This is a genomic window from Actinacidiphila sp. bgisy160 (assembly GCF_965342435.1).
Lineage (GTDB): Bacteria > Actinomycetota > Actinomycetes > Streptomycetales > Streptomycetaceae > Actinacidiphila.
This window is the reverse complement of the sequence record NZ_CBDRCM010000005.1, coordinates 108,207-120,540: the sequence shown is the minus strand read 5'-3', so window position 1 is coordinate 120,540 and position 12,334 is coordinate 108,207. Positions and strand designations below refer to the sequence as shown.

Below are 12,334 nucleotides of genomic sequence, written 5' to 3'. Positions count from 1 at the left end.
TCAGTCCACCGTCACGTAGTCGGGACCGGAGTAGCGGCCGGTGCTCAGCTTCTGGCGCTGCATGAGCAGGTCGTTCAGCAGGCTGGACGCGCCGAAACGGAACCACTCGTTGCTCAGCCACTCGTCGCCCACGGTCTCGTTGACGAGGACCAGGAACTTGATGGCGTCCTTGGAGGTGCGGATGCCGCCGGCGGGCTTCACCCCGACCTGGACGCCCGTGGCGGCGCGGAAGTCGCGCACGGCCTCGAGCATCAGCAGGGTGTTGGCGGGGGTGGCGTTGACGGCCACCTTGCCGGTGGAGGTCTTGATGAAGTCGGCGCCCGCGAGCATGCCGAGCCAGGAGGCGCGGCGGATGTTGTCGTACGTGGCCAGCTCGCCGGTCTCGAAGATGACCTTGAGGCGGGCGGAGCTGCCGTCGGGACGGCGGCAGGCCTCCTTGACCGCCCTGATCTCCTCGAAGACCTTCAGGTAGTGGCCGGCGAGGAAGGCACCGCGGTCGATGACCATGTCCACTTCGTCGGCGCCGGCGGCCACCGCGTCGGCGGTGTCGGCGAGCTTCACCGGCAGTGCGGCGCGGCCGGCCGGGAAGGCGGTGGCGACGGACGCGACGTGCACGCCGGAGTCGCCGAGGGCCTCCTTGGCGGTCGCGACCATGTCCGGGTAGACGCAGATCGCGGCGACCTTGGGGGTCGTGCGGTCGGTCGGGTCCGGGTTGACGCCCTTGGCGGACAGCGCCCGGACCTTGCCCGGGGTGTCCGCGCCTTCGAGCGTGGTCAGGTCGATCATCGAGATCGCCAGGTCGATGGCGTACGCCTTCGCCGTGGTCTTGATCGAACGGGTGCCGAGGCTTGCGGCGCGGGCCTCGAGACCGACCGCGTCGACGCCGGGCAGCCCGTGCAGGTAGCGGCGCAGCGCGGCGTCGGAGGCCGTGACGTCGGCCATGGACGCCAGCCGGGCCGCGGCGTCGGGGCCGTGAGCGGGAACAGTGGTGGGCATGGTCACCAGACCAGCATATCTACGCGCGTAGCGAATGTCACCGGTAGGGACGGATCCGTCCGTCCCCTTCCGGGGGGCCCGGCAACCGAATCGGCGGAATCGGTGGTCTGGTGGGTGAAGGGGGTCATCGATGAATCCAGACGACGAGGCGGAGTTCCAAGGCTACGTCCGCGCCAGATGGGCCCATCTGGTCAGGACCGCCTATCTGCTCACAGGTGACGGGCATCACGCCGAGGATCTGGCGCAGACAGCTCTGGCCAAGGCCTATCGGTCCTGGCGGCGGGTGCAGCGCAGCGACAACCCGGACGCGTACGTGCGGCGGATTCTGATCAGCTGCAACAAGGACCGGTTCCGCAAGAAACGCGTGGCCGAACGGCTCACGGACGTACTGCCCGAGGGAGTCGGGGCCGACCCGACGGCGCGGGTGGCGCAGCGCCAGGTGCTGTTGGCGGCGCTCGGCGAGCTGCCCGCACGGCAGCGGGCCGTGGTCGTGCTGCGGTACTGGGACGACCTGTCGGAGACCGAGGTGGCCCAGGCGCTGGGCTGCTCGGCCGGCACGGTCAAGAGCCAGGCGGCCCGTGGCCTGGCCAAGCTGCGGGCCCGGCTGGGCACGGCGGTGGTGGCCGCGGAGCCCGTAGGTGCCGGGGCGGCCATGGGGACGAGGACAGGGACGAGGCCGTGGGGCACGGCGAAGGACACGAAGGTCGCGGGAGGGGCCCGATGAAGGACACGGGAGACACGGCGGGTTACGGCCCGGCGGACGGTGACACGGAGTTCGAGGCGCAGCTGCGCGAGCTCCTCGAGGAACAGACGGACGGGCTGCGCACGGGCGAGGCGCCCTACGCCACGATCGTGCGGCAGGGAAGGACGAGCCGCAGACGCCGGGTGCTCGCCGCCGGTGCCGGGCTGGCGGCGCTGGTCGCGGTGCCCGGCACGGCTGTCGCGATGCACTACCAGCCCGGCGGTGACGGCTCGGCCGCCCTGCCCGCGCATGACACCCGGCCGTCGGTGCCGGCGAGCACCGCAGAGCCGCACCCCTCCGCCCCGGTGCGGACGAGCGCGCTGCCGAGCGGGCCCGCGGGTCCGGTGACACCGGGGCAGCTGGCCGACGGGATCACGATGGAGCGCGCGGCCGAGGTGCTGGAGCGGTGTCTCGCGTTCAGCGAGGAACACGAGCCCAGAGCGTCCGCCTTCGCGCGCGACTATGGGAAGGCCGAGGACTACCGGGTGATCCTCGCGCTGAACGCCACGGGCGACAGGAACTCCCCGGGCGACGGCATCCGTGTCGTGGCGGTCGGCACCGCGGACGGCGACCCCGTCCGCCTGATCTGCACGGACAAGGACGGGAAGGCGGGCGGTATCAACGGCAGCATCGGAGCGGACGACGCTCCGGGCCGCGGGCCCGTCGTGCCGGACGACAACGCCTACCGGCTCTACAAGCAGGACACCGCCACCGGACCGGGGCTGCCGTACCACTTCCCCTTCCGCTGGGGCAGTATCGGCACGGTCGAGCCCGGGGTCGCCAAGGTCACCGTCTCCTGGGGCGGCGTCACGCGGCAGGCCGCGCTCGACCACGGCTATTTCGTCGCGACCGGGGTCCTCGCCGCGCCGGAGGATTCCCTGCCGCACATCCAGGGTTACGACGCGGCGGGCAAACGCGTCTACGACTCCAGGAAGGACAAGGGGTACCAGTAGGCGGCCGGTGACGCCGATGCACTAACGCAACCTCCGCCCCGCGGGGCGGAGGCTCGCGGTCAGGCACAATCTGATCTCATGACGAGCTCCGAGAACCCCGTCCCCGAACCGCAGCCCGATTCCGGGCAGCCGAAGTACGCCGAGCGCTCCTACCGCTCGTCGGCCGGTGTCGCCGGCGGCGTGATCATGCTCGCCATCACACTGTGGCTCGGCATCGACGCCATCGTCCGCGGTACGGGGAACACGCCCTGGGTGGCCCTCGCGCTGCTGCTGCTGATCGTGCCGCTGGTCGTCGCGTTCACCCTGCGTCCGGTCGTCCGGGCCGGTGACGACCGCCTCCTGGTGCGCAACCCCTTCCGCACCATCACCGCGTCCTGGGGCGCCGTGGAGGGGCTGCGTTCGGGGTACTCGACCGAGCTGTTCGCGGAGGGCAAGAAGTACCAGCTGTGGGCCGTGCCCGTGTCCATGCGCGCCCGCAAGCGGGCCGCACGGGCCAAGACGCGCGCCGCCGCCGCGGGCGACCCGGGCGCGACGCTGGGGTCCCGTCCCGGTACCGCGGATGCCACCCGGGCCTGGTCCGACCGCGTGGTGGACGAGTTGCGCGAGCTCGCGGAGCGGCACGGCGGCCGGGCGGGCGCGCAGAGCGAGGTCACGGTCCGCTGGGCCTACGAGGTGATCGCCCCGGCGGTGGCGGGGGCGGTCGTGCTGATCGTCCTGCTCGCCATCGGCTGAGCCGGCCGGCCCGGGCGCCCACCGCGCCCCCGGCCGTGCCCGGGCCGGCACGACCGCGGCGGGCGGTGTTCCCGGGGCGTCAGGCCTGCGCCGCGGCCTCGTCCCCGGGGAGCCCGGCGGCGGCCGCGAGGCCGGCCTTGAGGGCCGCGAGGACCCCGGCGGCCTGGGCGCGGACGGTGGTCAGCCGGTCGGCGCCCGGCACCGGCAGTACGACCTCCAGGTAGCACTTCAGCTTGGGCTCGGTGCCGCTCGGCCGCACGATCACCCGGGCCGACTCCACGCCGGCTCCCGGGGAGCCGGCCAGCCGGTAGCGCAGGCCGTCGGTCGGCGGCAGCTCCGCGCTGCCCTTGGACAGGTCCTCGGCCGTGACGACGGCGAGCCCGGCCAGCGAGCTGGGCGGCCGCTCCCGCAGCCGGCTCATCGCCTCGTCGATGACCGACAGGTCGGCGACCCGCACCGAGAGCTGGTCGGTGGCGTGCAGGCCGTACTCGAGGGCGATGTCGTCCAGCAGGTCGACGAGCGTACGGCCCTTGGCCTTGAGCTCGGCGGTCAGTTCCGCGACGGCCAGCGCCGCCGTGACGCCGTCCTTGTCGCGCACGCCCGCGGGATCCACGCAGTAGCCCAGGGCCTCTTCGTAGCCGAAGCTCAGGCCCTCCACCCGGGAGATCCACTTGAAGCCGGTCAGGGTCTCGGCGTAGGGCAGCCCCGCGCGGGCCGCGATGCGCGACAGCAGGGAGGAGGAGACGATGCTCGCCGCGAAGGTGCCGCCGGCCCGGCGGTGCACCAGATGGGTGGCGAGCAGGGCACCGACCTCGTCGCCGCGCAGCATCCGCCAGCCGTCCGCGGCGGAGCGGTCCGGCACGGCCACGGCGCAGCGGTCGGCGTCGGGGTCGTTGGCGATGACGATGTCGACGTCGGGCCCGAGGGCCCGGGCCGCGGCGAAGGCCAGGTCCATCGCCCCCGGCTCCTCCGGGTTGGGGAAGGCGACGGTCGGGAAGTCCGGGTCGGGCTCGCCCTGCTCGGCGACCACGTGCGGGGCGCCGAACCCGGCCCGCTCGAAGGCGGCGGTCAGCACGTCGCGGCCGACCCCGTGCAAAGGGGTGTAGACGACCGAGAGGTCGCGCGGGGTGTGCCGGTCCACGACCGAGGCGGCGCGGTCCAGGTAGGCCTCGACGACCTCCTCGCCGAGGATCTGCCAGCCCTCGTCCGCCAGCGGTACGCCGGCCAGCGGGCCGATCGCGGCGATCTCGTCGGCGATCCCGGCGTCGGCGGGCGGGACGATCTGCGAGCCGTCGCCCAGGTAGACCTTGTATCCGTTGTCGCGCGGGGGGTTGTGGCTCGCGGTCACCGCGATGCCCGCGACGGCGCCCAGGTGGCGGATGGCGAACGCCAGCACCGGCGTGGGCAGCGGCCCGGGCAGCACGGCCGCCCGCAGGCCCGCGCCGACCATGACGGCGGCGGTGTCGCGGGCGAAGTCCACCGACTTGTGGCGTGCGTCGTGACCCACGACGACCAGCCCGTCGCCCTGCCCCTGCGCCTTGAGGTACGCGGCGAGACCGGCGGCGGCCCGGATGACCACGGAGCGGTTCATGCGCATCGGGCCCGCGCCGACCTCACCGCGCAGCCCCGCCGTGCCGAACTGCAGGGTGCCGGCGAACCGGGCCGCGAGGTCGCCGGCCGCCGCCGCGTCGCCCGACTCGACGGCCGCGAGCAGGGCTTCCAGCTCGGCTCGGGTGTCGGGGTCGGGGTCCTCGGCCAGCCAGGTGCGCGCCTGAGGGATCAGCTCCGCGTTCTCGCTTGCGCTTGCCACGTGATGCTCCTGCGATGTCGTCTTCGGTGCCGCCCGCGCCACGCGCGGGCAGGCCTGGCGCCCCTGGCCCGTCATGCCCGCGACCGTGCCGCGGTGGGAGGCCGCGCGGCCGGGTCCGTCCGGCCGGGCGGCGGCGGAGCGGGCTGCCGCGACGAGCGCCGCTGGGTTACCTCCCCGTAGGGCGTCTTCCCTAACCAGGGTGCGGGCACCCCCGCGATCGCGCGCGGCGTGCCGGTACGGCACACCGGCCTGCCCCACCGGGGGGTGCGAGCCGGTCAGATCCGCTCGAGCACCTGGGCCAGCAGGCTGCCCATCCGCGCGGCGGAGTCGCGGCCGGCCTCCAGGACCTCCTCGTGGTTCAGCGGTTCGCCCGTCATGCCGGCGGCGAGGTTGGTCACCAGGGAGATGCCGAGCACCTCGGCGCCCGCCTCGCGGGCCGCGATGGCCTCCAGCGTGGTGGACATGCCGACGAGGTCGCCACCGATGACCCGGACCATCTTGATCTCGGCCGGGGTCTCGTAGTGCGGGCCGGGGAGCTGGACGTAGACGCCCTCCTCCAAAGAGGGGTCGACCTCCTTGCACAGGGCGCGCAGCCGCGGCGAGTAGAGGTCGGTCAGGTCGACGAAGTTCGCGCCGACGATCGGCGAGGCGGCCGTCATGTTGATGTGGTCGCTGATCAGCACGGCCTGGCCGGGGCGGTAGGTGGGGCGCAGCCCGCCGCAGCCGTTGGTCAGCACGACGGTCTTGCAGCCGGCGGCGACGGCGGTGCGCACGCCGTGCGCGACGGTGGCGACACCGTGGCCCTCGTAGAAGTGGTTGCGGCCCAGGAAGACCAGCGCCCGCTTGTCGCCGACCCGCACGGAGCGCACCTTGCCGGAGTGCCCGGCCACGGCGGGCGGCGGGAAGCCCGGCAGCTCGGTCACCGCGAACTCGTAGTCGGCCTCGCCGAGTGCGTCGGCGGCAGGCACCCAGCCGGAGCCCATCACCAGGGCGACGTCGTGGGTCTCGCCGCCGGTGAGCTCGCGCAGGCGTGCGGCGGCGGCCGCGGCGGCGGCGTACGGGTCGCCCAGCGGGGTGCGGGCAGCGTGGGGAGTTGCGGAAGAGTTCACGCGGATGAGAGTAGCCGGTTATCTCCTACGCGCGTAGACGTCCCAGGTCACGGTCTGCGAAATTTCGGAGGATCCGCCGATTGACGGGGCCGTGGGGGCCGCGGGGAGACCGCGACGCCGTGCTTTCCGCGGGGTCAGCAGGGTCAGCAGGGGCGCTTGCGCAGTTCCATGACGTAGTCGTGCGGGGCGCCCGCGGACTCCGCCGCGTCCGCGATCTCACCGAGGTAGCGCGCGGACGGCAGACCGCCCTCGTAGTCGTTGAGGACGTAGATCCACGCGGGCACGTCGCCGTCCAGGGTGTGCACCCGCACCATGTGGCGCCGGTAGATGCCCAGCGGGACGCCCTCCCAGCGGTCCACCGCCTCCTCGTCGACCGGCGCGATGTCGTACAGCCCGACGAAGACCTGGTGCAGCGGGTCCTCCACCACAGTGGCGAGCGCGCCCTCCCAGCCCATCTGCTCGCCGCCGAAGGTGAGGCGCCAGCCGCTGAGCCACCCGGTACCGCGCAGGGGCGAATGCGGGGCGCGGCGCGTCATCAGCCGGGCGTCGAGGTTGCCGGCGTAGGCGGCGTAGAGCGACATGCTCACGAGAGTACGACAGCGGGGTGCCGCCCCCGTAAGTGATCACTTGGCGCGTGCGGGACAATGGGGTACGTGACTCGGATCGTGATCATTGGTGGCGGACCCGGCGGATACGAAGCGGCCCTGGTGGCCAGCCAGCTGGGTGCGGAGGTGACCGTCGTCGACTGCGACGGCCTGGGCGGGGCTTCGGTGCTGACCGACTGCGTGCCGTCGAAGACCCTGATCGCGACGGCCGAGGTGATGACCACCTTCGACTCCTCGTACGAGGAACTGGGCATCATCGTGGCGGACGACACACCGCACCTGGAGCAGGCCGCCCGCGTCGTCGGCGTCGACCTCGGCAAGGTCAACCGGCGGGTGAAGCGCCTCGCGCTCGCCCAGTCCCACGACATCACCGCCTCCGTCACCCGTGCGGGCGCCCGGGTGATGCGCGGCCGCGGCCGGCTGGAGGGCATGCAGGCGATCGACGGTTCCCGCACCGTCGTCGTGGAGGTGGCCGACGGCACTTCCGAGACCCTCACCGCCGACGCCGTGCTGATCGCCACCGGCGGCCGCCCCCGCGAGCTGCCCGACGCGAAGCCGGACGGCGAGCGGATCCTCAACTGGACGCAGGTGTACGACCTGGAGGAGCTCCCCGAGGAGCTCATCGTGGTCGGCTCCGGCGTGACCGGCGCCGAGTTCGCCGGCGCGTACCAGGCGCTCGGCTCGAAGGTGACGCTCGTCTCCTCCCGCGACCGCGTCCTGCCCGGTGAGGACCCGGACGCCGCCGCCGTCCTGGAGGACGTCTTCCGCCGCCGCGGCATGAACGTCATGGCCCGTTCCCGGGCCGAGGCCGTCAAGCGGGTCGGCGACGGCGTCGAGGTCACCCTCGCCGACGGCCGGGTCATCACCGGCAGCCACTGCCTCATGGCGGTCGGCGCGATACCGAACACCGCCGCCATGGGTCTGGAGGGCGCGGGCGTCAAGCTCAAGGAGTCCGGCCACATCCGGACCGACAAGGTCTCCCGTACCTCGGCGCCTGGCGTGTACGCGGCCGGTGACGTCACGGGCGTCTTCGCGCTCGCTTCGGTCGCGGCCATGCAGGGCCGGATCGCGATGTACCACTTCCTGGGCGAGACGGTCGGCCCGCTCAACCTCAAGACGGTCTCCTCGAACGTCTTCACCGACCCCGAGATCGCGACCGTGGGCTACACCCAGGCCGACGTCGACGCGGGCGTCATCGACGCACGGGTCGTGAAGCTTCCGCTGCTGCGCAACCCGCGCGCCAAGATGCAGGGCATCCGGGACGGCTTCGTGAAGCTGTTCTGCCGTCCGGGCACCGGCATCGTGGTCGGCGGCGTGGTCGTCGCGCCGCGCGCGAGCGAGCTCATCCACCCCATCTCGATCGCGGTCGACAACAATCTGACCATCGAACAGATGGCGAACACCTACACGGTCTACCCTTCCCTGTCGGGTTCGATCGCCGAAGCCGCACGGCAGTTGGCGACGCGCAAGGCCGCCGGGGAGCTCTAGCACGGTCCCCCGGCAACGACCTCCGGCACCGGCCTCCGGTCTCGCCCTGCAGGGGCGAATGCCTCGGCCCATATAGCACGGGACGTCCGAACCTGCGAACAACTTCTGTTAATCGGTGCAAACTGCTGATAGCAGACGGTCATTGGCGTTACTGTCAGTTTCGTGTTCGCAGCAGAACGTCGCCAACTGATCCTCGAAATGGTGCGCGCCAACGGAGCGGTCTCGCTCCGTGAGCTCGCCCGTGTCGTCCAGACCTCGGAAGTGACCGTACGGCGTGACGTGCGGGCGCTGGAGGCAGAAGGACTGCTCGACCGCCGGCACGGCGGTGCGGTGCTGCCGGGGGGCTTCACCAGGGAGTCCGGCTTCCCGCAGAAATCCCATCTATCGACCGCGGAGAAGACGGCGATCGCCGATCTCGCGGCCGGTCTCGTCGAGGAGGGCGAGGCCATCGTCGTCGGCGCCGGCACGACCACCCAGGAGCTGGCACGCCGGCTCGCGCGGGTGCCGGGGCTGACCGTCGTCACCAACTCCCTGCTGGTGGCGCAGGCACTGGCGCATGCGAACCGGGTCGAGGTCGTCATGACCGGCGGCACGCTCCGCGGCTCCAACTACGCGCTGGTCGGCAGCGGCGCCGAACAGTCCCTGCAGGGGCTGCGGGTGTCGCGGGCCTTCCTGTCCGGGGCGGGACTGTCCGCCGAACGGGGGCTGTCCACGTCCAACATGCTCTCCGCCAGCGTCGACCGGGCCCTGGTCCAGGCGGCGGCGGAGGTGGTGGTCCTGGCCGACCACACCAAGCTGGGCACGGACACGATGTTCCAGACCGTGCCCACGGACCTGATCACCCATCTGGTCACGGACGAGCCACCGACGGGCGACGACCGCGCCGCGACGGAGCTGCAGGCGCTGGCCGACCGGGGTGTGCAGGTTGCCGTCGCGTCGACCGACGGGGCGGACAACGGGATGTCCCTGCGGCAGCGACGGGAGATGCCGCCCGTCCCGGGACCCCGGCGCCATCAGCACCCCTCCGGCAACTACCCGGGCGGTGCGGCTCCCGGCGAGCCGCGCGCCAGGGCCGCCGGCCAGTCGGGCGGCGGCGTGTCGGGCATGTCGCCGCTGCGCACCGCCCAACTGGCCGGGGAGCAGCAGGCCGCCCGGATCGCCGACCTGGCGCCGCGCAGACACTAGCCCCGCCGGCGACATGCGGCGGGCCCCGGCCGAGTGATCGGCCGGGGCCCGCGCATGGGTGCTGCCGTTCGCGGACGGGACGTCAGTCCTTGATCTCGCAGAGCAGGGCGCCCGAGGAGACGGAGGAGCCGACGTCCGCGGTGAGGCCCTTGATGGTGCCGGCCCGGTGGGCGTTGATGGGCTGCTCCATCTTCATCGCCTCCAGCACCACCACGAGGTCGCCCTCGTTGACGTGCTGGCCCTCCTCGACGGCGATCTTGACGATGGTGCCCTGCATCGGGGAGGTCAGGGAGTCGCCGGAGGCCGCGGAGCCGGCCTTCTTGGTGGCGCGGCGCTTGGGGCGGGCACCGCCGGCGGCGGCGGTGCGGGCCAGGGTCATGCCCAGCGAGGCGGGCAGGGAGACCTCCAGGCGCTTGCCGCCGACCTCGACCACCACGGTCTCGCGGCCGGGCTCGGTGTCCTCCTCGGCGTCTGCCGGGGCGGCGAAGGGCTTGATGTCGTTGACGAACTCGGTCTCGATCCACCGGGTGTGGACGGTGAACGGACCGGTCTTGCCGTGGACCTCGGGGGCGAACGCCGGGTCGGCGACCACCGCGCGGTGGAACGGGATGGCGGTGGCCATGCCCTCGACCTGGAACTCGGCCAGGGCGCGCGCGGCGCGCTGCAGGGCCTGCTGCCGGGTGGCGCCGGTGACGACGAGCTTGGCGAGCAGGGAGTCCCAGGCCGGGCCGATGACGCTGCCGGACTCGACGCCCGCGTCCAGGCGGACGCCAGGGCCGGTCGGGGGGTCGAAGCGGGTGACGGTGCCCGGGGCGGGCAGGAAGCCCCGGCCCGGGTCCTCGCCGTTGATGCGGAACTCGAAGGAGTGGCCGCGCAGCGGCGGGTCGTCGTAGCCGAGTTCCTCGCCGTCGGCGATGCGGAACATCTCGCGGACCAGGTCGATGCCGGTGACCTCCTCGGTGACCGGGTGTTCGACCTGCAGACGGGTGTTCACCTCCAGGAAGGAGATGGTGCCGTCGGTGCCGACCAGGAACTCACAGGTGCCTGCGCCCGCGTAGCCGGCCTCCTTGAGGATGGCCTTGGACGCCGCGTACAGCTGGGCGTTCTGCTCCGGGGTCAGGAACGGCGCCGGGGCCTCTTCGACCAGCTTCTGGTGGCGGCGCTGCAGGGAGCAGTCGCGGGTGGAGACGACCACGACGTTGCCGTGGGTGTCCGCCAGGCACTGGGTCTCCACGTGCCGGGGCTTGTCGAGGTAGCGCTCGACGAAGCACTCGCCGCGACCGAAGGCGGCGACGGCCTCGCGGACGGCCGACTCGTACAGCTCGGGGACCTCGTCCAGGGTGCGGGCGACCTTCAGGCCGCGTCCGCCGCCACCGAAGGCGGCCTTGATCGCGATCGGCAGGCCGTGCTCGCGCGCGAAGGCCACGACCTCGTCGGCGCCCGACACGGGGTCGGGGGTGCCGGCGACCAGGGGGGCCCCGGCGCGCTGGGCGATGTGCCGGGCGGCGACCTTGTCGCCGAGGTCGCGGATGGCCTGCGGCGGCGGGCCGATCCAGGTCAGCCCGGCGTCCAGGACGGCCTGGGCGAAGTCGGCGTTCTCCGACAGGAAGCCGTAGCCGGGGTGGACGGCGTCGGCCCCGGACTCGGCCGCGGCCGCCAGCACCTTGGAGATGTCCAGGTAACTGGTGGCTGGGGTGTCACCGCCCAGCGCGTACGCCTCGTCGGCCACGCGCACATGCAGCGCGTCCCGGTCCGGCTCCGCGTAGACGGCCACGCTGGCGATCCCGGCATCCCGGCAGGCGCGGGCGACGCGGACTGCGATTTCACCGCGGTTGGCGATGAGCACCTTGCGCACGATGGCTCCCTCCTTGAAACAAGCAGAGTTTAGGTACTGGCGACACTTCGTGCCGAGGCACCCCTGGGGGTGAGCTTGCCCACACGGAGGGTGATACGGGCCCGCAATCAGGACCCGGATGCCTTGGCTTCCTACGGTAAAGCCCCATTTATCCCGGTGCTTGTGGCCCTGGGGTGTGGGCCGGGTCACCGTCCTCCACCGTGACCGACGTGGCGCTTTTTTTGTGGGAACTCCACGAAGGCCCGGGTAAATCTTTGCCGGACCGGCGCCCCATACGGGTGGTGCCGCGCGGACTCTTGCCGCAACTCCTACCCGTTAGTAGCGTTCGGCGCACGACATACCGCCGGTAATAGGGGCTCTGGACAGGGGGCGCACAGTGCGCAGAAGTGTCGCCGTGGCGGCGGCCGTATTGCTGATCCTGGAGGCGTTCGGCTTCGCCTTCGTCAACTGGATCATGGGTATCGCCGTGCGCCACCAGCAGATGTCCCTGGCCGGGCTCGACCCGGGCGCGATGGCGGTGGGCGCGTGGGCGGCCGGCGTGGTGATGGCGCTCTTCCTCATCGGGTGCGCGGTCGTCCTCGTCCGCATGGCGCGGCGCGACCGGGCGGCGGGCCCCTTCGGCCGGATCCTGCTCATCGTGTGCGCGGTGACCCACGGAGTCCTGGGCGCGGGTCTGGCGGCCCCGGTGGGCTGGGCCGCGTTCGTGGGGATGATGGTGGTCCTGGGGTTCGTGGTGCTCGCCCTCGTGCTGTACGCGGGGGAGACCCCGGTCTCCGGCGCGGGCGACGAGCCCGGCGGGAGCACGCCCCCGCCGCCCGTCGCCCCCGCCGCCGTCTGACCGGGCCGACCGGTCGGAGTG

At 72.7% G+C, this 12,334-nt stretch carries 11 protein-coding genes; 6 read left to right on the top strand and 5 right to left on the bottom strand.

Going from position 1 to position 12,334, the window contains the following annotated elements:
* On the bottom strand, positions 1 to 996 hold the full coding sequence (gene deoC / locus ACRWNP_RS07230; protein ID WP_431960252.1) for a deoxyribose-phosphate aldolase: 996 nt from the start codon (positions 994 to 996) through the stop codon (positions 1 to 3).
* Positions 997 to 1,126: 130 nt separating this feature from the next.
* Between deoC and ACRWNP_RS07225 the strand changes: the two genes are divergently transcribed.
* The 3 genes from ACRWNP_RS07225 to ACRWNP_RS07215 all read left to right on the top strand — a co-directional run bounded on the left by ACRWNP_RS07225 (position 1,127) and on the right by ACRWNP_RS07215 (position 3,423).
* Complete coding sequence (locus ACRWNP_RS07225) at positions 1,127 to 1,720, top strand: SigE family RNA polymerase sigma factor (protein ID WP_431960153.1); 594 nt, start codon at positions 1,127 to 1,129, stop codon at positions 1,718 to 1,720.
* Entirely contained in the window at positions 1,717 to 2,691 is a 975-nt protein-coding gene (locus tag ACRWNP_RS07220) for a hypothetical protein (protein WP_431960152.1), read from the top strand. Before ACRWNP_RS07225 ends, ACRWNP_RS07220 begins: the two co-directional genes overlap by 4 nt.
* Positions 2,692 to 2,769: 78 nt before the next feature.
* A complete protein-coding gene (locus tag ACRWNP_RS07215; RefSeq protein WP_431960150.1) occupies positions 2,770 to 3,423 on the top strand; it encodes a PH domain-containing protein in 654 nt (217 codons plus the stop codon).
* 79 nt (positions 3,424 to 3,502) lie between these two features.
* Here the strand turns inward: ACRWNP_RS07215 and ACRWNP_RS07210 are convergent, their stop codons facing one another.
* The 3 genes from ACRWNP_RS07210 to ACRWNP_RS07200 all read right to left on the bottom strand — a co-directional run bounded on the left by ACRWNP_RS07210 (position 3,503) and on the right by ACRWNP_RS07200 (position 6,923).
* Positions 3,503 to 5,233, bottom strand: a complete 1,731-nt coding sequence (locus ACRWNP_RS07210; protein ID WP_431960149.1) for a phospho-sugar mutase — start codon at positions 5,231 to 5,233, stop codon at positions 3,503 to 3,505.
* 275 nt (positions 5,234 to 5,508) lie between these two features.
* A complete protein-coding gene (locus tag ACRWNP_RS07205) occupies positions 5,509 to 6,342 on the bottom strand; it encodes a purine-nucleoside phosphorylase (protein ID WP_431960148.1) in 834 nt (277 codons plus the stop codon).
* 143 nt (positions 6,343 to 6,485) lie between these two features.
* A complete protein-coding gene (locus tag ACRWNP_RS07200) occupies positions 6,486 to 6,923 on the bottom strand; it encodes a gamma-glutamylcyclotransferase (protein ID WP_431960147.1) in 438 nt (145 codons plus the stop codon).
* 63 nt (positions 6,924 to 6,986) lie between these two features.
* Here ACRWNP_RS07200 and ACRWNP_RS07195 point away from each other — a divergent pair, with 63 nt between their 5' ends.
* Both ACRWNP_RS07195 and ACRWNP_RS07190 read left to right on the top strand, forming a co-directional pair.
* Complete coding sequence (locus tag ACRWNP_RS07195; RefSeq protein WP_431960146.1) at positions 6,987 to 8,435, top strand: NAD(P)H-quinone dehydrogenase; 1,449 nt, start codon at positions 6,987 to 6,989, stop codon at positions 8,433 to 8,435.
* Positions 8,436 to 8,633: 198 nt separating this feature from the next.
* Complete coding sequence (locus tag ACRWNP_RS07190) at positions 8,634 to 9,620, top strand: DeoR/GlpR family DNA-binding transcription regulator (RefSeq protein WP_431960251.1); 987 nt, start codon at positions 8,634 to 8,636, stop codon at positions 9,618 to 9,620.
* Between the two features lie 82 nt (positions 9,621 to 9,702).
* Here ACRWNP_RS07190 and ACRWNP_RS07185 read toward each other — a convergent pair whose 3' ends face one another.
* Positions 9,703 to 11,475, bottom strand: coding sequence for an acetyl/propionyl/methylcrotonyl-CoA carboxylase subunit alpha (locus tag ACRWNP_RS07185; RefSeq protein ID WP_431960145.1), 1,773 nt, complete (start codon positions 11,473 to 11,475; stop codon positions 9,703 to 9,705).
* A 376-nt stretch (positions 11,476 to 11,851) separates the two neighbouring features.
* Between ACRWNP_RS07185 and ACRWNP_RS07180 the strand changes: the two genes are divergently transcribed.
* Positions 11,852 to 12,313 carry a hypothetical protein gene (locus ACRWNP_RS07180; RefSeq protein ID WP_431960143.1) on the top strand — a complete coding sequence of 154 codons (462 nt, stop codon included), beginning with the start codon at positions 11,852 to 11,854 and terminating at the stop codon, positions 12,311 to 12,313.
* Positions 12,314 to 12,334: the final 21 nt, after the last annotated feature.

What these genes read in the sequence shown, in the direction of transcription:
- ACRWNP_RS07220 (WP_431960152.1), top strand. Translation starts at nt 1,717, where the DNA reads ATGAAGGACACGGGAGACACGGCGGGTTACGGCCCGGCGGACGGTGAC.
- ACRWNP_RS07225 (WP_431960153.1), top strand. Translation starts at nt 1,127, where the DNA reads ATGAATCCAGACGACGAGGCGGAGTTCCAAGGCTACGTCCGCGCCAGA.
- deoC (WP_431960252.1), bottom strand. Translation starts at nt 996, where the DNA reads ATGCCCACCACTGTTCCCGCTCACGGCCCCGACGCCGCGGCCCGGCTG.
- ACRWNP_RS07215 (WP_431960150.1), top strand. Translation starts at nt 2,770, where the DNA reads ATGACGAGCTCCGAGAACCCCGTCCCCGAACCGCAGCCCGATTCCGGG.
- ACRWNP_RS07190 (WP_431960251.1), top strand. Translation starts at nt 8,634, where the DNA reads ATGGTGCGCGCCAACGGAGCGGTCTCGCTCCGTGAGCTCGCCCGTGTC.
- ACRWNP_RS07195 (WP_431960146.1), top strand. Translation starts at nt 6,987, where the DNA reads ATGGGGTACGTGACTCGGATCGTGATCATTGGTGGCGGACCCGGCGGA.
- ACRWNP_RS07200 (WP_431960147.1), bottom strand. Translation starts at nt 6,923, where the DNA reads ATGTCGCTCTACGCCGCCTACGCCGGCAACCTCGACGCCCGGCTGATG.